Here is a 19688-nt window from a genome sequence, read left to right on the forward strand (position 1 = left end):
GCCGGGAAGACTTCCCGGTCGGGCTATGAATTGGGTGTGCGTCACAAGCCCTACTACCAAGGGAGTAGAGCGCGGCCACCAAAGCAGCATGGGGCTTGTGCCAAGGCCTTTCTAAGATGGCTGCCATAGCCTCTGCCAAGAGGTTTTGCGTGCAATCCTGAGGGCATAACAATGACAACAAAACGCAACGCCTTGCTCGTTGCCGGACTGCTGGCCGGCTTTATCAGTGCAGGTTCGGCCTGGGCCCACGGCAACGTGGTGCCACAAGCCGTCGAGACCCAGGGCCTGACCCCGATCAAGGATGCCGGCGTGACGCTGGATGGCGATGGCTGGGCCGCAGTGAACCCGTACCGCACTTCGCCGGAACACGACAAGGCCGTGGCCATCGGTTCATCGGCCTACAACCAGAACTGCGCCGCCTGCCATGGCCTGGAAGCCAAGTCCGGGGGGATTGCCCCCGACCTGCGCATGCTCGACGCCGGCGATGCCGGGGACGAATGGTTCGTCGAGCGCGTGCGCCACGGTGCCGTGCGTGACGGTCGGGTGTACATGCCGAAGATGGCCGACTACCTGAGCCAGGAAGCCCTGTGGGCGGTACGCACCTACCTCGATAGCGTGCACGTCGAGGAGTGAGCCCATGTGCCTGCTCGCGGTGTTGATCAGTGCGCTGCTGCTGTGTTGCCCAGCGGCGCAGGCCCAGGTCCGGACGTATGACGAAATGATCGCCGCCGGGGAGTTGAAGGTGGCGGTGTACAAGGACTTTGCCCCCTACAGCTTCGAGGAAGCCGGGCAGCCCCGTGGGGTCGATGTGGAGCTGGCCCAGGCATTGGCCAAGGCTCTGGGCGTGCGGCTGCAACTGATCTGGGCGCCGGCCGGGGAGAAGCTCGACGACGACCTGCGCGATTACATCTGGCGTGCCAGTGCGTTGCACAACCAGCAACTGGCCGACCTGATGATGCGCGTGCCCTACGACCGCGACTTCGCGCAGAAACGCAATGAGCTGGGCGAACTGGAAAACGGCCATGTGGTGATGTTCGGGCCGTACCAGAGCGAACAGTGGCAGGTGGCTTTTGACCGCCGGCGGCTGGACAAGGTGGCCAGTGTGGCGGTGTTCGAATACCAGCCGATCGGGGTCGAGGTCGACAGCGTGCCCTCGTTCTACCTGACCTCGGTGTTCAACGGCATGCTGGCGAAAAACACCCGGCACTATCCCGGTGTGCCGCAGGCCTTTGCCGCCATGCAGGCTGGAGAAGTTGATGCGGTCATGGCCATGCGCGGCGAGATCGACTGGCAATTGCACCAAGCCGCCGACCCGCAGTTGGCGCTGGCAGAGAACGCCTACCCGAACATGGGCAAGCAACGTTGGGAAATCGGCATGGCGGTGCACGAGAGCAACCGTCAACTGGCCTACGCCGTCGAAGAGGCGCTGGAAGGTTTGATCCGCGAGGGTGCGGTGCAAGCCCTGTATAGCCATTACGGCCTGCGCTACGACGTGCCCGAGATGTATCAATAGGAGCTGCGATGAACTGGCGAGCGAGTTGTCTGTTGGCCTGCTGGCTGCCGTTGTTGGCGGTGGCCGCGCCGGTCGACCCAGGGAAGGATCCGGTGCCGTCGGTGATGTGGGCCTTCTATCACAAGCAGATGCTCGGCGATGCGCCGTTCGTGTTCGATGAGCGGGTCAAGCTGCTGGCGCCACCGTTTGCCGAGGATGCGCGCCAGGTGCCACTGGAAATCGACGCCCGGGCATTCAAGGGCGAGGTGGTGAGAATCCTCGCCTGGGCCGAGTTGAATCCGTTGCCGAAGATCGTCGACTTCGAACCGCTCGGCGGGGTGCTGCCGTGGCTGGCGATCCGTATCCGTATCGAGCAGGCCACGCCCCTGCGCGCGGCGGTGCAGACCCGGGACGGCCTGTGGCACGTTGGCTCGACCCTGATCGACGCCGCGGGTGGCGGCTGCACGGCGCCGAGTGTGGTGCGCAGCCAGCCAGGCTGGGAAGAACACATTGGCGAAGTGCTCGGTGGCCGTTATCCGCGGGACAGCTTCAGCCGCTTGCGCCTGCAGGTAGCCCATCCGATGGACAACGGCATGGTTGGCGGGATCCCGGAATTCTTCCTCAACCACGCTGAACTGCGTGACCAGGACGACCAGCTCATGGCCCGCCTGGAGTTGTTCCCTGCGGTCAGTGAAAACCCCAGCCTGGCCTTCGATATCGAAGGGGCAGGGCAGACGCGCCTGCTGCTGCGTGACAACAGCGGCAACCAATTTTCCGCAACCCTGCCCTGAGCCCAAGGAGTACCTGATGCGCTGGATGCTGTTGTTGTGCCTGTCGCTGAGCCTGCCGGCCCTGGCGGATCTCGACTATGTGCTCAGCCCGCGACAGATCGCCGAAGACACCTGGCTGCTGGAGGGCAGCACCGACAATTTTGCCAAGGCCAACGGCGGCAATATCGTCAACACCGCGTTCATCGTCACCCGCCAAGGAGTAGTGGTGATCGACAGCGGGCCCTCCAAACGCTACGGCGAGGCCCTGCGCAAGGCGATCGCAACGGTCACTGACAAGCCGGTGATCCAGCTGCTGTTGACCCATCACCATCCTGACCACGTGCTGGGCAACCAGGCGTTCAGTGATGTGCCCATTGGCGCCTTGCCCGGTACCACCGAGCTCCTGCAACAGCAGGGTGACGCCATGGCCGAGAACATGTACCGGATGGTCGGCGACTGGATGCGCGGCACCGAGGTGGTGCTGCCAACCCAGACCCTGGCGCCGGGGCTGAAAAGTTTTGGGAATCACGATTTGCAACTGCTGAGCCTGGGTGGGCATACCGGCGCAGATCTGGCTATTCTCGACCAGCGAACCGGCGTGCTGTTTGCCGGTGACCTGGTGTTTTATCAGCGAGCCCTGACCACGCCCAACAGCCCGGGGTTGTCGGTGTGGTTGGCCGACATTGCCACGCTGCAGGGTTTGCCCTGGACGCAAGTGGTGCCCGGTCACGGCCCGGTGGCCAGCGATGCGCGTCCGTTCGAGCAGATGCGCGACTACCTGGCCTGGCTCGACCAACTGCTGCGCGACGGTGCCGCCAACGGCAGCGACATGGGCGAGATGATCCGCAGCCCGATCCCCGAGCGCTTCGCCGCCATCAGCCTGAGCCGCTACGAATTGATCCGCAGCGTCAGTCATTTGTATCCGCGCTATGAGCGCGAGCAGATGCAGCGGATTGACTCCACCCCGTAACCCCGTCGCATCGGCTACGGGCTCGACCCCCTACCAAGGAACTAACAATCTCCACACTGCGGGCAATTGTTGCCAGGGTCGTGGCGCTGAAGAATCTGCTCCAGACCGGGAAAATTTCCCGGGTATAACAAAAACCGCAGAGGTAGCCGCCATGACCCAACCCGCACGTCGCCAACCCTTCGTCCTGTGTGCACTGCTCAGCGCCATGCTGCTGTCCGGCACGGCCCTGGCCGCCGTCAGCGACCAGGACATTCTCCAGGACCCGAAAAACCCGGAGCAGATCGTCACCAACGGTCTGGGCGTCCAGGGTCAGCGCTACAGCCCGCTGGACACCCTCAACGTGAATAACGTCAAGGACCTGCGCCCCGTCTGGGCATTCTCCTTCGGTGGCGAAAAACAGCGTGGCCAGCAAGCGCAGCCGATGATCAAGGACGGCGTGATGTACATGACCGGCTCCTATTCGCGGGTGTTTGCGGTGGACGCGCGCACCGGCAAGAAGCTCTGGCAATACGATGCGCGCCTGCCCGATGACATCCGCCCCTGCTGCGACGTGATCAACCGCGGCGTGGCGCTGTACGGTGACCTGGTGTTCTTCGGCACCCTCGACGCCAAGCTGGTGGCCTTGAACAAGGACACCGGCAAAGTGGTCTGGAGCAAAAAAGTCGCCGACCACAAGGAAGGCTACTCCATCAGTGCCGCGCCGCTGGTGATCAACGGCAAGCTGATCACCGGGGTTGCCGGTGGCGAGTTTGGCGTGGTGGGCAAGATCGAAGCCTACGACCCGAAAAACGGCGAACTGCTGTGGAGCCGGCCAACGGTCGAAGGTCACATGGGCTACGTCTACAAGGACGGCAAGGCGGTCGAGAACGGCATTTCCGGTGGCGAAGCGGGCAAGACCTGGCCAGGCGATCTGTGGAAGACCGGTGGCGCCGCGCCGTGGCTGGGCGGCTACTACGACCCGGAAACCAACCTGCTGCTGTTCGGCACCGGCAACCCGGCTCCGTGGAATTCGCACCTGCGTCCTGGCGACAACCTCTACTCCTCGTCGCGCCTGGCCCTCAACCCGGACGACGGCACCATCAAGTGGCACTTCCAGAGCACGCCCCACGATGGTTGGGACTATGACGGGGTGAACGAACTGGTGTCGTTCAACTACAACGAAGGCGGCAAAGAGATCAAGGCTGCTGCCACCGCTGACCGCAACGGGTTCTTCTACGTGCTGGACCGCACCAACGGCAAGTTCATCCGTGGCTTCCCGTTTGTCGACAAGATCACCTGGGCCACCGGCCTGGATAAAAATGGCCGGCCAATCTACAACGAAGCCAGCCGACCGGGTGCTCCGGGCAGCGAGGCCAAGGGCAGCTCGGTGTTTGTCGCGCCGGCGTTCCTGGGGGCCAAGAACTGGATGCCGATGGCCTACAACAAGGACACCGGGCTGTTCTATGTGCCCTCCAACGAGTGGGGCATGGACATCTGGAACGAAGGCATCGCCTACAAAAAAGGCGCGGCATTCCTCGGTGCCGGCTTCACCATCAAGCCGCTGAACGAAGACTACATCGGCGTGCTGCGGGCAATTGATCCGAAAACCGGCAAGGAAGTCTGGCGCCACAAGAACTTCGCGCCGCTGTGGGGTGGGGTGCTGACCACCAAGGGCAACCTGGTGTTCACCGGTACGCCGGAAGGCTTCCTGCAGGCGTTCAACGCCAAGACCGGGGAAAAAGTCTGGGAGTTCCAGACCGGCTCCGGGGTCCTGGGCTCACCCGTGACCTGGGAAATGGACGGCGAACAATACGTCTCGGTGCTCTCGGGCTGGGGCGGTGCCGTACCTCTGTGGGGCGGCGAAGTGGCCAAGCGGGTCAAGGACTTCAACCAGGGCGGCATGCTCTGGACCTTCAAGTTGCCGAAGGAGCTCGTCGCCAAGCATTGATCCGGAGTTCACCGCATAACCCAGTACCAAATAACGAGAGCCCCCCTGCCAACGGCGCATACGTCTGGCACGCGGGGCTCTCTACTATCGGTGCATCGCCTGTTTGCCCGACAGGCATTGACCAAGACAGAGGCCCAGCATGATCTACGCACAACCCGGTACCCCAGGCGCTGTTGTTTCCTTCAAGCCGCGCTATGGCAATTTCATCGGCGGTGAATTTGTTGCGCCGATCAATGGCCAGTACTTCACCAACACCTCGCCGGTCACCGGCGAGGTGATCTCCGAGTTCCCGCGCTCCAGCGCCGCCGACATCGACCGCGCCCTGGATGCCGCCCATGCAGCGGCAGATGCCTGGGGCAAGACGTCGGCCCAGGATCGCTCCCTGGTGCTGCTGAAAATTGCTGACCGCATCGAGCAGAACCTGGAAATCCTCGCGGTCACCGAAACCTGGGACAACGGCAAGGCCGTGCGCGAGACCCTCAACGCCGACGTGCCGCTGGCCGCCGACCACTTCCGCTACTTCGCCGGTTGCATCCGCGCCCAGGAAGGCGGTGCCGCAGAAATCAACGAGTTGACCACCGCCTACCACTTCCACGAACCCCTGGGCGTGGTCGGGCAGATCATCCCCTGGAACTTCCCGCTGCTGATGGCCGCCTGGAAACTCGCCCCGGCGCTGGCGGCCGGCAACTGCATCGTGCTCAAGCCAGCCGAGCAGACGCCGCTGTCGATCATGGTCTTCGCCGAACTGATCGCCGACCTGCTGCCCGCCGGCGTGCTGAACATCGTCCAGGGTTTTGGTCGCGAAGCCGGTGAAGCCCTGGCCACCAGCAAGCGCATCGCCAAGATTGCCTTCACCGGCTCGACTCCGGTGGGCGCGCACATCATGCATTGCGCCGCCGAGAACATTATTCCGAGCACGGTGGAGCTGGGTGGCAAGTCGCCGAACATCTTCTTCGAAGACATCATGAATGCCGAGCCTGCGTTCATCGAGAAGGCCGCTGAAGGCCTGGTGCTGGCGTTCTTCAACCAGGGCGAAGTCTGCACCTGCCCGTCCCGGGCGCTGGTGCAGGAGTCGATCTACGAGCCGTTCATGGCCCAGGTGATGAAGAAGATCGTCAAGATCAAGCGCGGCAACCCGCTGGATACCGAAACCATGGTCGGCGCCCAGGCTTCCGAGCAGCAATACGACAAGATCCTCTCGTACCTGCAGATTGCCCAGGAGGAGGGCGCCGAACTGCTTGCTGGCGGTGCGGCCGAGCGTCTGGAGGGCGACCTGTCCAGCGGCTATTACATCCAGCCGACCCTGCTCAAGGGTCACAACAAGATGCGCGTGTTCCAGGAGGAAATCTTCGGCCCGGTAGTCGGTGTCACCACCTTCAAGGACGAAGCCGAGGCCCTGGCGATTGCCAACGACAGTGAGTTCGGTCTCGGTGCTGGCCTGTGGACCCGCGACATCAACCGCGCCTACCGTATGGGCCGGGCGATCAAGGCTGGCCGCGTGTGGACCAACTGCTACCACCTGTACCCGGCCCATGCCGCGTTCGGTGGCTACAAGAAGTCCGGGGTCGGCCGGGAAAACCACAAGATGATGCTCGACCACTACCAGCAGACCAAGAACCTGCTGGTGAGCTACGACATCAATCCGCTGGGGTTCTTCTGATCCCTTAAACACGACACAAAACCTGTGGGAGCGGGCGCCCGCTTGCGGCTTGCCCGCGATGGGGCCAGCACATTCAACATCAATGTTGAACTGTACGACCGCTATCGCGGGCAAGCCGCAAGCGGGTGCCCGCTCCCACAGGTCTGAAGGTGTTACTGAAAAATTGCGCAACACCCCCTACCAAATCACCCCGCCAACTCCTTCGAAAGTAGCATTCGGTCACCTCAAGCCCCGTGCATTAATGCCTGTACCGGAATCGCCCGGCACAAGAAGAGGAATGACCCATGTGGACTAAACCCGCGTTTACCGATCTGCGCATTGGCTTCGAAGTGACGATGTATTTCGCCAACCGTTGATTGTCCACCCGGCCAGCTACTGCGTTGGCCGGGCCTGCCTTCTGGAGCAATGCCCATGCACATCCGTGTCCTCGGTTCCGCCGCCGGTGGCGGTTTTCCGCAGTGGAACTGCAATTGCCGCCAGTGCGCTGGCGTGCGCGCGGGCAGCCTGCGTGCGCAACGGCGTACGCAGTCCTCGATTGCCCTGAGTGACAACGCTGTGGACTGGGTGCTGTGCAACGCTTCGCCAGACATTCGCGCGCAGCTGGAAAGTTTCCCCGCGCTGCAACCGGCGCGCCGGCTGCGGGATACGGCGATTAACGGAATCATCCTGATGGACAGCCAGATCGACCACTGCACCGGCCTGTTGAGCCTGCGCGAAGGCTGTCCGCACACCGTGTGGTGCACCGAACGGGTTCATCAGGACCTGAGCAGCGGGTTTCCCTTGTTTGACATGCTGGCCCACTGGAACGGCGGCCTGCAGTGGTCACCCATCGGCCTGGACCGCGCGCCGTTCAGCATCGCTGCTTGCGCGCACCTTGAGTTCCGGGCCATCCCGTTGGTCAGCAACGCACCACCGTATTCGCCGAATCGTGGCAACCCGCAGCCGGGTGACACCATCGGTCTGTTCATCGAGGACCGGCGCAGCGGTGCGTCGTTGTTCTATGCCCCGGGCCTGGGCCAGGTCGACGACGAATTGCTCGGCTGGATGCAGCGCGCCGATTGCCTGTTGCTCGATGGCACGCTGTGGCGCGACGACGAGATGCGCCTGTGCGAAGTCGGCCAGAGCCTGGGCCGCGAGATGGGGCACCTGGCGCAAAGCGGCCCGGGCGGCATGCTTGAGGTGCTGGAGGGCTTTCCACGCCAGCGCAAGGTGTTGATCCACATCAACAACACCAACCCGATCCTCGACCCGGACTCGGCCGAGCGGGCGGAGCTTGAGCGGCGCGGGATCGAAGTGGCCTATGACGGCATGCACATCGACCTGTAGGGCCTTTCGCCAGCAGGCTGCCTCGGACCCTTGTGGGAGCGGGCGTGCCCGCGATGCCCCCCAGACCTCACCGAACCGCCAGGAGAAGCACAATGATTGACCAGCCAATGACCCCCAGCGAATTCGAAGCCGCCCTACGTGCCAAGGGCGCCTATTACCACATCCATCACCCGTTCCACCAAACCATGTACGCCGGGCGTGCCACTCGCCAGCAGATCCAGGGCTGGGTCGCCAATCGGTTCTACTACCAGTTGAACATCCCGCTGAAGGACGCAGCGATCCTGGCCAATTGTCCGGACCGCGAGGTGCGGCGGCAGTGGCTGCAACGCTTGCTCGATCACGACGGCGCGCCGGGCAGCGAAGGCGGGATCGAGGCCTGGTTGCGCCTCGGCGAAGCCGTCGGGCTGACCCGCGAACAAGTGCTGTCCCAGGAGTTGGTGCTGCCGGGGGTGCGGTTTGCCGTGGATGCCTACGTCAATTTCGCCCGGCGCGCCTGCTGGCAGGAGGCAGCGAGCAGTTCGCTGACCGAGCTGTTCGCCCCGCAGATCCACCAGTCGCGCCTGGACGCCTGGCCCCAGCATTACCCCTGGATCGACCCGGCCGGCTACCAGTATTTCCGCACGCGCCTGGGGCAGGCCCGTCGCGACGTCGAGCATGGGCTGCAGATTACCTTGGCGCATTACGTCACCGCCGCCGGCCAGCAACGCATGCTCGACATCCTCCAGTTCAAGCTCGATGTGCTGTGGAGCATGCTCGATGCCATGAGCCTGGCCTACGAACTGGAGCGCCCGCCGTACCACACGGTGACCAGCGCCAATGTCTGGCACCGGGGGATCGCCCTGTGAACCTGATCAAACACGAACAGGCACCCGTGCTGCGCCGTGGTTTTCGCCTGCAATGGGAACCGCGCCAGGACTGTCACGTGCTGCTGTACCCCGAGGGCATGATCAAGCTCAATACCAGCGCCGGGCAGATCCTCAGCCTGGTGGACGGCCAACGCAGTGTGGCGGCGATCATTACTCAACTGAGCGCCAGTTTCCCCGGGGTGCCGGGGATCGACGAGGATGTCCTGGCGTTCCTGGAGGTGGCCCATGCGCAATTCTGGATTGAGTGAAACGCCACCCGGTCCACCGCTGTGGTTGCTGGCGGAGCTGACCTATCGCTGCCCGTTGCAATGCCCCTATTGCTCCAACCCGCTGGATTTTGCCCGGCACGGCGAGGAACTGAGTACCGCCGAGTGGATTCGGGTATTCCGCGAGGCCCGCGACATGGGCGCCGCGCAACTGGGCTTTTCCGGTGGCGAGCCGCTGGTGCGCCAGGACCTCGCCGAGCTGATCAAGGCCGCTCGGGACATGGGCTATTACACCAACCTGATCACCTCGGGCATTGGCCTGACCGAACAGAAAGTGCGGGATTTCAAAGTGGCCGGGCTGGACCATATCCAGATCAGCTTCCAGGCGGCCGACGAAGCGGTGAACAACATGCTCGCCGGCTCGCGCAAAGCCTTCGCGCAAAAACTGGCGATGGCCCGGGCAGTCAAGGCCCAGGGTTACCCGATGGTGCTGAATTTTGTCACGCACCGGCACAACATCGACCGCATCGAGCAGATCATCGAGCTGTGCCTGGAACTGGAGGCCGACTTTGTCGAGCTGGCCACCTGTCAGTTCTACGGCTGGGCCGAACTCAACCGGGTGGGCCTGCTGCCGACCCGCGACCAGTTGCAGCGCGCCGAGGCGATCACCCAGGAGTACCGCAAGCGGCTTGAGGCGCAAGGCCATCCGTGCAAACTGATTTTCGTCACCCCGGACTACTACGAGGAGCGTCCCAAGACCTGCATGAACGGCTGGGCCAACCTGTTTCTCGACATCACCCCCGACGGCACCGCGCTGCCGTGTCACAGCGCCCGGCAGTTGCCCGTGGCGTTCCCCAATGTGCGCGAGCACAGCATCGAGCACATCTGGAATGACTCGTTCGGCTTCAACCGTTTTCGCGGTGATGCCTGGATGAAGGAGCCGTGTCGCTCTTGCGATGAAAAGCACAAGGACCTGGGCGGCTGTCGTTGCCAGGCGTTCATGCTCACCGGCGACGCCGCCAATGCTGATCCGGTGTGCAGCAAGTCGGCGCACCACGGGGTGATCCTCAAGGCCCGGGAAGAAGCCGAGGCACCCGGGCCGGGCATGGAGGCGCTGACGCTGCGCAACGAAAAGGCTTCGCGGTTGATTTATCGCGGATAGATAGTCAGATCTGGTTCGCTCTGGGGGTACCCAATGGTCTGATTGCATTCACCACCGGATCGGTTAGTGTGGCTGTTACCTTTCAAAACAATAAAAAACAGGCTTTCCAATGAGCCAGAGTCTCAGCCAACTGCGTAAGTTCGTTTCCCCTGAAATCATCTTCGGTGCCGGTTGCCGGCACAACGTCGGCAACTATGCGAAGACCTTTGGTGCCCGCAAGGTACTGGTGGTCAGCGACCCGGGGGTGATTGCCGCCGGCTGGGTGGCCGATGTCGAGGCCAGCCTTCAGGCCCAGGGCATCGAGTATTTCCTCTACAGCGACGTGTCGCCCAATCCGCGGGTCGAAGAAGTCATGCTCGGCGCCGAGCTGTACCGGGAAAATCACTGCGACGTGATTGTCGCGGTCGGTGGCGGCAGCCCGATGGACTGCGGCAAAGGCATTGGCATTGTGGTCGCCCACGGCCGCAGCATTCTCGAGTTCGAAGGCGTGGACACCATTCGTGTCCCCAGCCCGCCGCTGATCCTGATCCCGACCACTGCCGGCACCTCGGCGGACGTGTCGCAGTTCGTGATCATTTCCAACCAGCAGGAGCGCATGAAGTTTTCCATCGTCAGCAAGGCGGTGGTGCCTGACGTGTCGCTGATCGACCCGGAAACCACCCTGAGCATGGACCCGTTCCTGTCGGCCTGTACTGGCATTGACGCGTTGGTGCATGCCATCGAAGCCTTCGTGTCCACCGGGCACGGGCCGCTGACCGACCCCCACGCCCTGGAAGCGATGCGGCTGATCAACGGCAACCTGGTGCAGATGATCGCCAACCCGGCGGATATCGCCCTGCGGGAAAAAATCATGCTCGGCAGCATGCAGGCCGGGCTGGCGTTCTCCAATGCGATCCTCGGCGCGGTGCATGCCATGTCCCACAGCCTCGGCGGCTTTCTCGACCTGCCGCACGGGCTGTGCAACGCGGTGCTGGTGGAGCACGTGGTGGCGTTCAACTACAGCTCGGCGCCGGAGCGCTTCAAGGTGATCGCCGAGACCTTTGGCATTGACTGCCGTGGCCTCAATCACCGGCAGATCTGCGGGCGCCTGGTGGAGCACCTGATCGCGCTCAAGCACGCCATCGGTTTCCACGAAACCCTGGGCCTGCATGGGGTCAGTACGGCGGACATCCCGTTTCTCTCGCAACACGCGATGGATGACCCGTGCATCCTCACCAATCCGCGCGAGTCCAGTCAGCGGGATGTCGAGGTCGTCTATGGCGAAGCCCTCTGAGCAGCAGCAACAGGCGCTGGCCGGGCTGCTGGGGCTGGGCAACCACTCGGCCCGCAAGAGTCATTACCCGGAACTGGCGGCGCGCCTGCAAGAGCTGGAAGCCGAGCGCAATCGCTACAAGTGGCTGTTCGAAAACGCCGTGCACGGGGTGTTCCAGGCCAGCTTGCTGGAAGGCATGCGTGCGGCCAACCCGGCGCTGGCGCGGATGCTCGGCTACACAGACCCGCAGGATGTCCTGTTCTCCCTGACGGACCTGGCCGACACGCTGTTTGTCGGCGGTGCCCGCGAGCTGGAGCAGATCCGCGAGATCCTGCAGCGCGAGCGCAGCCTGCTGGGCTACGAAACCCAACTGCGGCGCAAGGACGGCAGCGCACTGGACGTGCTGATGAACCTGTTGCTCAAGCCCGATCAGGAGGGCTTGGTGGAAGGGTTTGTCGCCGACATCACCGAACGCAAGCTGGCCCAGGAGCGCCTGCAACAGCTCAATGATCAACTGGAGCAACGGGTCACCGCACGCACCGACGAATTGCTCGAGGCCAACCGCAACCTGCAACAGCAGATCGCCGAGCGCGAGCAGATCGAGCAAGCCCTGCGTGATGCCCGGGATGCCGCCCAGGCCGCCAACCACAGCAAGGACAAGTACCTGGCCGCGGCCAGTCACGACCTGCTGCAACCGCTAAACGCCGCGCGGCTGCTGGTTTCGACCCTGCGCGAGCGTCATCTGCCCGAGGTCGAGCAGGTGTTGGTGGAGCGCACTCACCAGGCCCTGGAAGGGGCCGAGGATTTGCTCACTGACTTGCTGGATATCTCGCGCCTGGATCAGGCAGCGGTAAAACCGGACGTCGCCCTGTATCGGCTCGACGAATTGCTCGGCCCGCTGGTCTCGGAGTTCCAGTCGGTGGCTGAAGCCGCCGGGCTGAATTTGCGGGTGCGCATGGGTGACTTCGGGATCCGTACCGACCTGCGACTGATGACCCGCATCCTGCGCAACTTCCTCAGCAACGCCTGCCGCTACACCGAGCAGGGCAGCATCCTGCTGGCCGCTCGCCGACGGGGCGCACTGTTGCGCCTGGAAGTCTGGGATACCGGGCGTGGGATTGCGGCAGATCGCCTGGAATCGATCTTCCTCGAATTCAATCAACTGGATGTCGGCCGCGCGGCCGACCGCAAGGGCGTCGGCCTTGGGCTGGCGATCGTCGAGCGGATCGCCAAGATCCTCGATTACCGGGTCCAGGTGCATTCCTTGCCAGGACGCGGTTCGATGTTCAGCATCGATGTGCCGATTTCCGACGACATCCCTCTGCCCATCAGTCTCGCGGTGCCCCAGGCGGGCACCGGCAATCCGCTGCCGGGCCGACGGCTGCTGGTGCTGGACAACGAAGTGAGCATCCTGCAAAGCATGAGTGCGTTGCTCGGGCAGTGGGGCTGCGAGGTGGTCACGGCCACCGATGAAAGCTCGGCCCTGAGCAACTTGATGGGCCAGGCTCCGGAGTTGATTCTGGCGGACTATCACCTGGACCACGGGGTAGTGGGCTGTGAGGTGGTGCGGCATTTGCGCGAGCATTTCCAGCAGGTGATCCCGGCAGTGATCATCACCGCCGACCGCACTGACCAATGCCGGCAATCCTTGCAGAAACTCGATGCGCCGCTGCTGAACAAACCGGTGAAACCCGGCAAGTTGCGCGCGGTGTTGAGCCAGTTGCTGGGTTGAGCGGTAATCATTGGTGGCCCTGGGCGTACACGTTTCGTTTCGTGTGTCGCCAATGCTAGTCTTGGACAATGCCGCTGACAGGGAGCCCCCATGGGCAATCACAAGATCGAGATCCGTCGCAGCAACGTCGAGAAAATCCTCCTGGCCGCGGAAAAAGTCTTCGCCGAAAAAGGCTTTGGCAGCACCGCGATGGCGGACATCGCCAGGGAAGTGCAACTGCCACGCTCCAACCTGCATTACTACTTCAGCACCAAGACCGAACTCTACAGCGCGGTGCTCTTCGACTTGCTGGAAGTGTGGAAGCAGGACGCGCTGTGCTTCGAGATGTTCGACGATCCGCGGGTGGTCCTGAGCAGCTACATTCGCGCCAAGATGAACCATTCGCGCAGCCGACCCTATGGCTCGAAAGTCTGGGCCAATGAAATCATCCACGGCGCACCGACCCTGGGCCAGGCACTGGACGCCAGCCTGTACGACTGGGCCAAGATGAAGGAAGCCAAAATCCGCCAGTGGGTCGACGACCAACGCATCCTCCCGGTCGAGCCTTCCAGCCTGCTGTACATGATCTGGGCCTCGACCCAGCACTACGCTGACTTCGATCACCAGGTGAACATTCTCAACGAGCACCAGCCGCTGTCGGACATGCAGTTCGAGCGGGCGGTGCAGACGGTGACGAGTGTGATCTTGCGGGGGATTGGGTTGGAGCCTTGAGGGGTACGTTGTGGTTATGACACGCTATGCCTGATGTTGTTCCGGGTTTCATAGATATTAACGCTGTCGGTCTTTATTCTGGCCGCTAGGTCTTCTAGTTTACGAATTATTTTCTGATGGGTAAGAGGTTTTTTTTGTTTGTGCGTTGAGTCTAGTTTTGTATTCAACGCACTCCATTGGGTGCTCTGGTAATCGCTGGCTATGGTTGTGAAGTTTGGTGTTTTATCTTTTATGTGCTGATCGTATTTATCTACGTTAGTTTTTAGTTTTGATGTAAATTTTTTGTTGCTGTTGCTGTTGTTGATGTTTTTAGTGTAGCGTGAAGTTATCCACTTATTGGTGGCGGCAGGAAGCGGGTGAGGAACGTTAATGGGCTGGGCGATCACGCTGGAATTGCTGGGTCCTGGTTGTTGGGTTGAAGGTCCGGTTGGTGCGTTGATGTGCTGTGGAGCGCTGAGACTGGCTGTTGTGGCAGTGGTTTTTTTTACATTGTACATTGGGTTGCGCACTATTACCGAATCACGTGTTGGGTTCATGCCCATAATTAATACATGGAACCGCGCATTGCCGGTTGGATCGTAATAGTTGATAGGATCACCGGCACAATAAGCATATGCATTAAGTCCCCCTTCTTCGAAAGGGCTTAATTCATCCGGGCTATTGAACCGCATCAATGCCGGATTAAAGGCGCGCTTGCCTTTTCCCAGTAAATAGTGCCCGGTGATTCGATCCGGGCACCCGCCATTGAACCCCAGCAAACGACTCAATCCACTCTCGACCGGCGCGTGCCCGTAGCCGGTGTAACTCAGGTGTTGCAAGAAGGCACCGGTCAAGGTCAGCAGCAGCGAATGTGCTCGATCGGTTACCAATAGCGTTGTCTCGCTGACACCGGCCATGCTTTGTCGCTGTGCCAACGGCTGGGCTGCATGGCGAACGATCGATCGTTGCCCCTGGCCGTCCAGCTCGGTCACCAGATAGTTCTCCTGATAGAAGCGTCGCGTGCTCGCGCGTTCCAGGAGTCCCACGCCCATGAGACGGTCCAGTGGGTCGTATTGATACCGGGCCAGTATCGTCAATGATGAAGGGGCCATGGGCAGGGGGCTCTGTGGCTGGTTGGGCTTGTCTGAGCCTGTGATACTTCTTCAGTGTTGTCTAGCTAGCAGATCTGCTAGTTCGTGGGGACGCTCAATTACGCTTGAGGTTTGTGGGATACCAGGAATTCGGCGGCGTCGCTCCAACCTGCATTACTACTTCAGCACCAAGACCGAACTCTACAGCGCGGTGCTCTTCGACTTGCTGGAAGTGTGGAAGCAGGACGCGCTGTGCTTCGAGATGTTCGACGATCCACGGGTGGTCCTGAGCAGCTACATTCGCGCCAAGATGAACCATTCGCGCAGCCGACCCTATGGCTCGAAAGTCTGGGCCAATGAAATCATCCACGGCGCACCGACCCTGGGCCAGGCGCTGGACGCCAGCCTGTACGACTGGGCCAAGATGAAGGAAGCCAAAATCCGCCAGTGGGTCGACGACCAACGCATCCTCCCGGTCGAGCCTTCCAGCCTGCTGTACATGATCTGGGCCTCGACCCAGCACTACGCCGACTTCGACCACCAAGTGAACATTCTCAACGAGCACCAGCCGCTGTCGGACATGCAGTTCGAGAAGGAGGTACAAACGGTGACGAGTGTGATCTTGCGGGGGATTGGGTTGGAGCCTTGAGCTGTGCGCTGAGGTTGTGAGGCGTAGTAACCGTAGCGCACGGATAAGTTATTTTTTCCTGATTTGTTGGGCGCTAGCCTGTTGTTCAAAAATATCGACGCTGTGCTGTTTTATTTGCATCGCGGTACGTCGAAGGTCGGCGTTAAGTCCCCCGAGTTCGGCGATTGGCACTTTTTGACGGGTAAGGTCTGATATCGTGCTGGTCAGTTCATCCCATTTTTTTTGTTGCTGTTCAGTGGCCCATGTTTTAAACTTCGGCGTTTTTTCTTGTTTGTACTTGTCATATTTTTTTGCGCTACTGGTAAGCGTCCTACCCCTAAGACCACTTTTGGAGTATGGCGCTTTTTCTTTGCGTTTATTGGTTTTTGTGACAGGAAGTTCGTGTGTAAACTCCTCACTCTGTAGCCGAGAATGGCTGTTCGTGCTCGGTATGTTCAGTGATGCAGTTGATTGAGCACGGCTCGCTGTAGAGGTTATAGGTGCGTCCAGTAGATCATTCAGGGTCGGGATTGTTCTTGGGGGGAGAACCGGGGCTCTTGCCGCAAATGCCTGCTGACTTCGATTGTGGAGTTCCGTTACGATACGGAGCTTCACATTGCCAGTCGGGTCGCTGAAGTTGATAGGGTCGCCGGCACAATAAACATACGGGTTAAGTCCGCCCTCTTCGAAAGGGCTTAACTCATCCGGGCTATTGAACCGCATCAATACCGGATTAAAGGCACGCTTGCCCTGTCCCAGTAAATAGTGTCCGGTTATTGAGTCCGGACACTCCCCGTTGAAGCCGAGCAAATGGCTTAAAGCGCTTTCGGCCGGATGGTGTCCGTAGGCCGTGTAGGCCAGTTGCTGCGGGTTGTTGCCGGTCAAGGTCAGCAGCAGCGAATGTGCTCGATCGGTTACCAATAGCGTTGTCTCGCTGACACCGGCCATGCTTTGTCGCTGTGCCAACGGCTGGGCTGCATGGCGAACGATCGAACGTTGTCCCTGGCCGTCCAGCTCGGTCACCAGATAGTTCTCCTGATAGAAGCGTCGCGTGCTCGCGCGTTCCAGGAGTCCCACGCCCATGAGACGGTCCAGTGGGTCGTATTGATACCGGGCCAGTATCGTCAATGATGAAGGGGCCATGGGCAGGGGGCTCTGTGGCTGGTTGGGCTTGTCTGAGCCTCCGATTTTTCTTCAGTGTTGTCTACTAGCAGATCTGCTAGGTCGTGGGGGTGACAATCTCCCGCTGATTTCACCCCGCAACGTGGTAGGGGTTCCTCGGATCGTGGTTCCAGTCGAGGAAGGGTTTGCCGTTATCGACCGCCACCATCTCGATGCAGTCCTGCACCGGGCAGGTGATCTGGCACAGGTTGCAGCCCACGCATTCGTCGTCGATCACCTGGTACTTGTGGCTGCCGTCGGCCTGCTTGAGGCTGGCCACGGCTTGGTGCGAGGTATCTTCGCAGGCGATGTGGCAGCGTCCGCAACCGATGCAGGCTTGCTGGTCGATCCGGGCGATCACCTGGTAGTTGATGTCCAGGTACTTCCAGTCGGTGGTGTTGCCCACCGCGCGCCCGGCGAAGTCCTGCACGCTGGCGTAACCTTGGCTGTCCATCCAGCGCGACAGGCCGTCCTTCATGTCCTCGACGATCCGAAAACCATGCAGCATCGCTGCGGTGCACACTTGCACTGCGCCGCTGCCCAGGGCGAGGAATTCGGCGGCGTCGCGCCAACTGCCGATGCCACCGATACCGCAGATCGGCAGGCCCTGGGTCTGCGGGTCGCGGGCGATTTCGGCGACCATGTTCAAGGCAATCGGCTTGACTGCCGAACCGCAGTAACCTCCGTGGGTACTCTGGGTGCCAACCATGGGCAGGGCGACCATGCGGTCGAGGTCGACGCTGGTGATTGAGTTGATGGTATTGATCAGCGACACCGCATCGGCCCCGCCACGATGGGCTGCACGGGCGGCGACGCGGATGTCGGTGATGTTCGGCGTGAGCTTGACGATCACCGGCAACGAGCAATAGGTCTTGCACCAGCGGGTGACTTGCTCGACGTATTCCGGCACCTGGCCCACTGCCGCGCCCATGCCGCGCTCCGGCATGCCGTGGGGGCAGCCGAAGTTCAGCTCGATGCCGTCGGCGCCGGTGGCTTCCACCAGCGGCAGGATGTGTTTCCACGACTCTTCGACGCAGGGCACCATCAGCGAGACGATCAGGGCGCGATCCGGCCAGTCTTTCTTGACCTGGGTGATTTCCCGCAGGTTGATCTCCAGCGAGCGGTCGGTGATCAGCTCGATGTTGTTGATGCCCATGACTTCACGGTTGGCGCCAAAGTGCGCGGAATAGCGGGACGAGACGTTGACCGCCGCCGGGTCCTCGCCCAGGGTTTTCCAGACCACGCCGCCCCAGCCGGCCTCGAAGGCCCGGACCACGTTGTAGGCCTTGTCGGTGGGCGGTGCGGAGGCCAACCAGAACGGGTTGGGGGCCTTGATGCCGGCGAAGACAATCGAGAGATCGGCCATTACGCAGCCTCCACGTTGAGCATGAGTTGGGCATGCATGGCGTGCGCGGCGAGCTTGCCGTGCTGCACCGCTTGCACGGTCAGGTCCTGGTCGAGGCTGGTGCAATCGCCGCCGGCATAGACCCCGGGAATACTGGTGCGCATCTGCTCGTCCACCTGGATTCGCCCGCCCTGGCGCTGCAGTTGGCAGGCCAGCGGATCGCTCAGGGCGTGCTCGTCGAAGCTCTGGCCGATGGCCTTGAAGATCGCATCGGCGGCCAGTTCGAAGGTCTCGCCGGTGTTGACCAACCGCCCCTCATCCAGGCGGGTGCGGGCGAAGCGCATGCCGCGCACCTGGCCTTTAGCGTCGAGCAAGACTTCCTCGGGTTGGGCCCAGGTCATCAGCCGCACCTGATTGGCCTTGGCGATGTCTTGCTCGTGGTCGGTCGCGCCCATCTCCTCCAGGCCCCGGCGGTACACCAGGTTGACGTCACGGGCCCCCAGGCGAGCCATTTGCACGGCCATGTCGATGGCTGTGTTGCCAGCGCCGAGGACGATGCAATGCTCGGCCAGGGGCAGTTGGCTGAGGTCATCGCTCTGGCGCAGTTCGCGGATGTAGTCGGTGGCGGCCAGCAGGCCCGGTGCGTCTTCGTGGGGCAGGCCCAGTTGTTTGCTGGCGGCCAGGCCGAGCCCGAGGAACACTGCGTCGAACTGTTGGTGCAGGTCGCTGAGGCTCAGGTTGTCGCCGAGCTTGTGCCCGTGGCGGATTTCGATGCCGCCGATTTGCAGGAGGAAATCCAGTTCGTGCTGGGCGAAGTCATCCACCAGCTTGTACTTGGCGATCCCGTATTCATTGAGTCCACCGGCTTTTTCCCGGGCTTCGAAGATCACCACTTCATGGCCGTGCATGGCACTGCGGTGTGCGCAGGACAACCCGGCGGGGCCGGCGCCGACTACGGCAATGCGCTTGCCGGTGGCGGCGGCGCGCTGGAACGGATGCTCGCGAAAGTGCGCGTTGTCGATGGCATAGCGTTGCAGTAGGCCGATCAACACTGGCGCGCATTCCTCGGCGTTGTTGCGCACGCAGGCGTGCTGGCAGAGGATTTCCGTCGGACAGACCCGGGCACAGCTGCCGCCGAGAATGTTCGCCGAGAGGATTTTCTGCGCGGCGCCCTGGACGTTGTCCTGGTGGATGTTACGGATGAAGGAGGGAATGTCGATCTCGCTGGGGCAGGCGTTGACGCAGGGCGCGTCGTAGCAATACAGGCAACGCGAGGCTTCGACTTCGGCCTGGCGCGCAGTGAGGGGCGGGGCCAGGTCGCTGAAGTGGCCGGCGAGGGTAGCGCCATCCTCAAGGGGATGGGGCAAGTGGTTCAGGGAATTGATCACGGTCTAGGCCTCACGGTTATTT

At 61.8% G+C, this 19688-nt stretch carries 18 protein-coding genes and 1 pseudogene; 15 read left to right on the top strand and 4 right to left on the bottom strand.

Going from position 1 to position 19688, the window contains the following annotated elements:
• The first annotated feature begins 171 nt into the window (after positions 1 to 171).
• From pedF to ACM6IP_RS01235, 14 genes are all read left to right on the top strand, one after another.
• Entirely contained in the window at positions 172 to 633 is a 462-nt protein-coding gene (gene pedF / locus ACM6IP_RS01170) for a cytochrome c-550 PedF (protein ID WP_095168864.1), read from the top strand.
• Between the two features lie 4 nt (positions 634 to 637).
• Positions 638 to 1513 (top strand): substrate-binding periplasmic protein, encoded by an 876-nt coding sequence (locus ACM6IP_RS01175; protein WP_414860759.1) that lies wholly within the window; start codon positions 638 to 640, stop codon positions 1511 to 1513.
• Between the two features lie 8 nt (positions 1514 to 1521).
• Complete coding sequence (locus tag ACM6IP_RS01180; RefSeq protein WP_095168862.1) at positions 1522 to 2283, top strand: quinoprotein dehydrogenase-associated SoxYZ-like carrier; 762 nt, start codon at positions 1522 to 1524, stop codon at positions 2281 to 2283.
• 16 nt (positions 2284 to 2299) lie between these two features.
• Positions 2300 to 3232 (top strand): quinoprotein relay system zinc metallohydrolase 1, encoded by a 933-nt coding sequence (locus ACM6IP_RS01185; RefSeq protein WP_414860760.1) that lies wholly within the window; start codon positions 2300 to 2302, stop codon positions 3230 to 3232.
• A gap of 151 nt (positions 3233 to 3383) precedes the next feature.
• Positions 3384 to 5159 carry a PQQ-dependent methanol/ethanol family dehydrogenase gene (locus tag ACM6IP_RS01190; RefSeq protein ID WP_159995753.1) on the top strand — a complete coding sequence of 592 codons (1776 nt, stop codon included), beginning with the start codon at positions 3384 to 3386 and terminating at the stop codon, positions 5157 to 5159.
• 139 nt (positions 5160 to 5298) lie between these two features.
• Complete coding sequence (locus tag ACM6IP_RS01195; protein WP_414860761.1) at positions 5299 to 6819, top strand: aldehyde dehydrogenase family protein; 1521 nt, start codon at positions 5299 to 5301, stop codon at positions 6817 to 6819.
• 284 nt (positions 6820 to 7103) lie between these two features.
• On the top strand, positions 7104 to 7175 hold the full coding sequence (gene pqqA / locus ACM6IP_RS01200; RefSeq protein WP_003253598.1) for a pyrroloquinoline quinone precursor peptide PqqA: 72 nt from the start codon (positions 7104 to 7106) through the stop codon (positions 7173 to 7175).
• A gap of 55 nt (positions 7176 to 7230) precedes the next feature.
• Positions 7231 to 8145 carry a pyrroloquinoline quinone biosynthesis protein PqqB gene (pqqB, locus tag ACM6IP_RS01205; protein WP_159995755.1) on the top strand — a complete coding sequence of 305 codons (915 nt, stop codon included), beginning with the start codon at positions 7231 to 7233 and terminating at the stop codon, positions 8143 to 8145.
• A gap of 92 nt (positions 8146 to 8237) precedes the next feature.
• Complete coding sequence (gene pqqC, locus ACM6IP_RS01210; protein ID WP_095168857.1) at positions 8238 to 8990, top strand: pyrroloquinoline-quinone synthase PqqC; 753 nt, start codon at positions 8238 to 8240, stop codon at positions 8988 to 8990.
• Positions 8987 to 9259, top strand: coding sequence for a pyrroloquinoline quinone biosynthesis peptide chaperone PqqD (gene pqqD, locus ACM6IP_RS01215; RefSeq protein ID WP_095168856.1), 273 nt, complete (start codon positions 8987 to 8989; stop codon positions 9257 to 9259). The genes pqqC and pqqD overlap by 4 nt, the downstream gene beginning before the upstream one ends.
• Positions 9237 to 10379: a pyrroloquinoline quinone biosynthesis protein PqqE gene (gene pqqE, locus ACM6IP_RS01220; protein ID WP_414860762.1), complete on the top strand. Its 1143-nt coding sequence runs from the start codon at positions 9237 to 9239 to the stop codon at positions 10377 to 10379. The genes pqqD and pqqE overlap by 23 nt, the downstream gene beginning before the upstream one ends.
• Positions 10380 to 10488: 109 nt before the next feature.
• Positions 10489 to 11652 carry an alcohol dehydrogenase-like regulatory protein ErcA gene (gene ercA / locus ACM6IP_RS01225; protein WP_414860763.1) on the top strand — a complete coding sequence of 388 codons (1164 nt, stop codon included), beginning with the start codon at positions 10489 to 10491 and terminating at the stop codon, positions 11650 to 11652.
• A complete protein-coding gene (locus tag ACM6IP_RS01230) occupies positions 11636 to 13363 on the top strand; it encodes a NahK/ErcS family hybrid sensor histidine kinase/response regulator (protein WP_095168853.1) in 1728 nt (575 codons plus the stop codon). The genes ercA and ACM6IP_RS01230 overlap by 17 nt, the downstream gene beginning before the upstream one ends.
• Positions 13364 to 13453: 90 nt before the next feature.
• Entirely contained in the window at positions 13454 to 14074 is a 621-nt protein-coding gene (locus ACM6IP_RS01235; protein WP_159995763.1) for a TetR/AcrR family transcriptional regulator, read from the top strand.
• Positions 14075 to 14088: 14 nt separating this feature from the next.
• Here ACM6IP_RS01235 and ACM6IP_RS01240 read toward each other — a convergent pair whose 3' ends face one another.
• Positions 14089 to 15165, bottom strand: coding sequence for an RHS repeat-associated core domain-containing protein (locus ACM6IP_RS01240; RefSeq protein WP_414860764.1), 1077 nt, complete (start codon positions 15163 to 15165; stop codon positions 14089 to 14091).
• Between the two features lie 139 nt (positions 15166 to 15304).
• Between ACM6IP_RS01240 and ACM6IP_RS01245 the strand changes: the two are divergent.
• Positions 15305 to 15793 (top strand): annotated as a pseudogene (locus ACM6IP_RS01245) (TetR family transcriptional regulator C-terminal domain-containing protein); the annotation flags it as partial.
• 48 nt (positions 15794 to 15841) lie between these two features.
• Here ACM6IP_RS01245 and ACM6IP_RS01250 read toward each other — a convergent pair.
• The 3 genes from ACM6IP_RS01250 to ACM6IP_RS01260 all read right to left on the bottom strand — a co-directional run bounded on the left by ACM6IP_RS01250 (position 15842) and on the right by ACM6IP_RS01260 (position 19666).
• Positions 15842 to 16915 (bottom strand): RHS repeat-associated core domain-containing protein, encoded by a 1074-nt coding sequence (locus ACM6IP_RS01250; protein WP_414860765.1) that lies wholly within the window; start codon positions 16913 to 16915, stop codon positions 15842 to 15844.
• Between the two features lie 109 nt (positions 16916 to 17024).
• The gene (gene preA, locus ACM6IP_RS01255) at positions 17025 to 18299 is read right to left on the bottom strand and encodes an NAD-dependent dihydropyrimidine dehydrogenase subunit PreA (RefSeq protein ID WP_095168849.1); all 1275 of its coding nucleotides are present in this window, start codon (positions 18297 to 18299) and stop codon (positions 17025 to 17027) included.
• A complete protein-coding gene (locus tag ACM6IP_RS01260; protein ID WP_159995767.1) occupies positions 18299 to 19666 on the bottom strand; it encodes an NAD(P)-dependent oxidoreductase in 1368 nt (455 codons plus the stop codon). Before ACM6IP_RS01260 ends, preA begins: the two co-directional genes overlap by 1 nt.
• Positions 19667 to 19688 lie beyond the last annotated feature (22 nt).

Origin of the sequence: Pseudomonas sp. IT-P176, assembly GCF_949767245.1 — a bacterium.
In the GTDB taxonomy this organism is placed as follows: domain Bacteria; phylum Pseudomonadota; class Gammaproteobacteria; order Pseudomonadales; family Pseudomonadaceae; genus Aquipseudomonas.

Excerpts from the sequence above, each read along its gene's own strand:
- ACM6IP_RS01230 (WP_095168853.1), top strand. The coding sequence starts at position 11,636 with ATGGCGAAGCCCTCTGAGCAGCAGCAACAGGCGCTGGCCGGGCTGCTG.
- ercA (WP_414860763.1), top strand. The coding sequence starts at position 10,489 with ATGAGCCAGAGTCTCAGCCAACTGCGTAAGTTCGTTTCCCCTGAAATC.
- ACM6IP_RS01190 (WP_159995753.1), top strand. The coding sequence starts at position 3,384 with ATGACCCAACCCGCACGTCGCCAACCCTTCGTCCTGTGTGCACTGCTC.
- ACM6IP_RS01240 (WP_414860764.1), bottom strand. The coding sequence starts at position 15,165 with ATGGCCCCTTCATCATTGACGATACTGGCCCGGTATCAATACGACCCA.
- ACM6IP_RS01180 (WP_095168862.1), top strand. The coding sequence starts at position 1,522 with ATGAACTGGCGAGCGAGTTGTCTGTTGGCCTGCTGGCTGCCGTTGTTG.
- ACM6IP_RS01185 (WP_414860760.1), top strand. The coding sequence starts at position 2,300 with ATGCGCTGGATGCTGTTGTTGTGCCTGTCGCTGAGCCTGCCGGCCCTG.
- ACM6IP_RS01250 (WP_414860765.1), bottom strand. The coding sequence starts at position 16,915 with ATGGCCCCTTCATCATTGACGATACTGGCCCGGTATCAATACGACCCA.
- ACM6IP_RS01195 (WP_414860761.1), top strand. The coding sequence starts at position 5,299 with ATGATCTACGCACAACCCGGTACCCCAGGCGCTGTTGTTTCCTTCAAG.
- ACM6IP_RS01175 (WP_414860759.1), top strand. The coding sequence starts at position 638 with ATGTGCCTGCTCGCGGTGTTGATCAGTGCGCTGCTGCTGTGTTGCCCA.
- pedF (WP_095168864.1), top strand. The coding sequence starts at position 172 with ATGACAACAAAACGCAACGCCTTGCTCGTTGCCGGACTGCTGGCCGGC.
- preA (WP_095168849.1), bottom strand. The coding sequence starts at position 18,299 with ATGGCCGATCTCTCGATTGTCTTCGCCGGCATCAAGGCCCCCAACCCG.
- pqqE (WP_414860762.1), top strand. The coding sequence starts at position 9,237 with ATGCGCAATTCTGGATTGAGTGAAACGCCACCCGGTCCACCGCTGTGG.
- pqqB (WP_159995755.1), top strand. The coding sequence starts at position 7,231 with ATGCACATCCGTGTCCTCGGTTCCGCCGCCGGTGGCGGTTTTCCGCAG.
- pqqC (WP_095168857.1), top strand. The coding sequence starts at position 8,238 with ATGATTGACCAGCCAATGACCCCCAGCGAATTCGAAGCCGCCCTACGT.
- ACM6IP_RS01235 (WP_159995763.1), top strand. The coding sequence starts at position 13,454 with ATGGGCAATCACAAGATCGAGATCCGTCGCAGCAACGTCGAGAAAATC.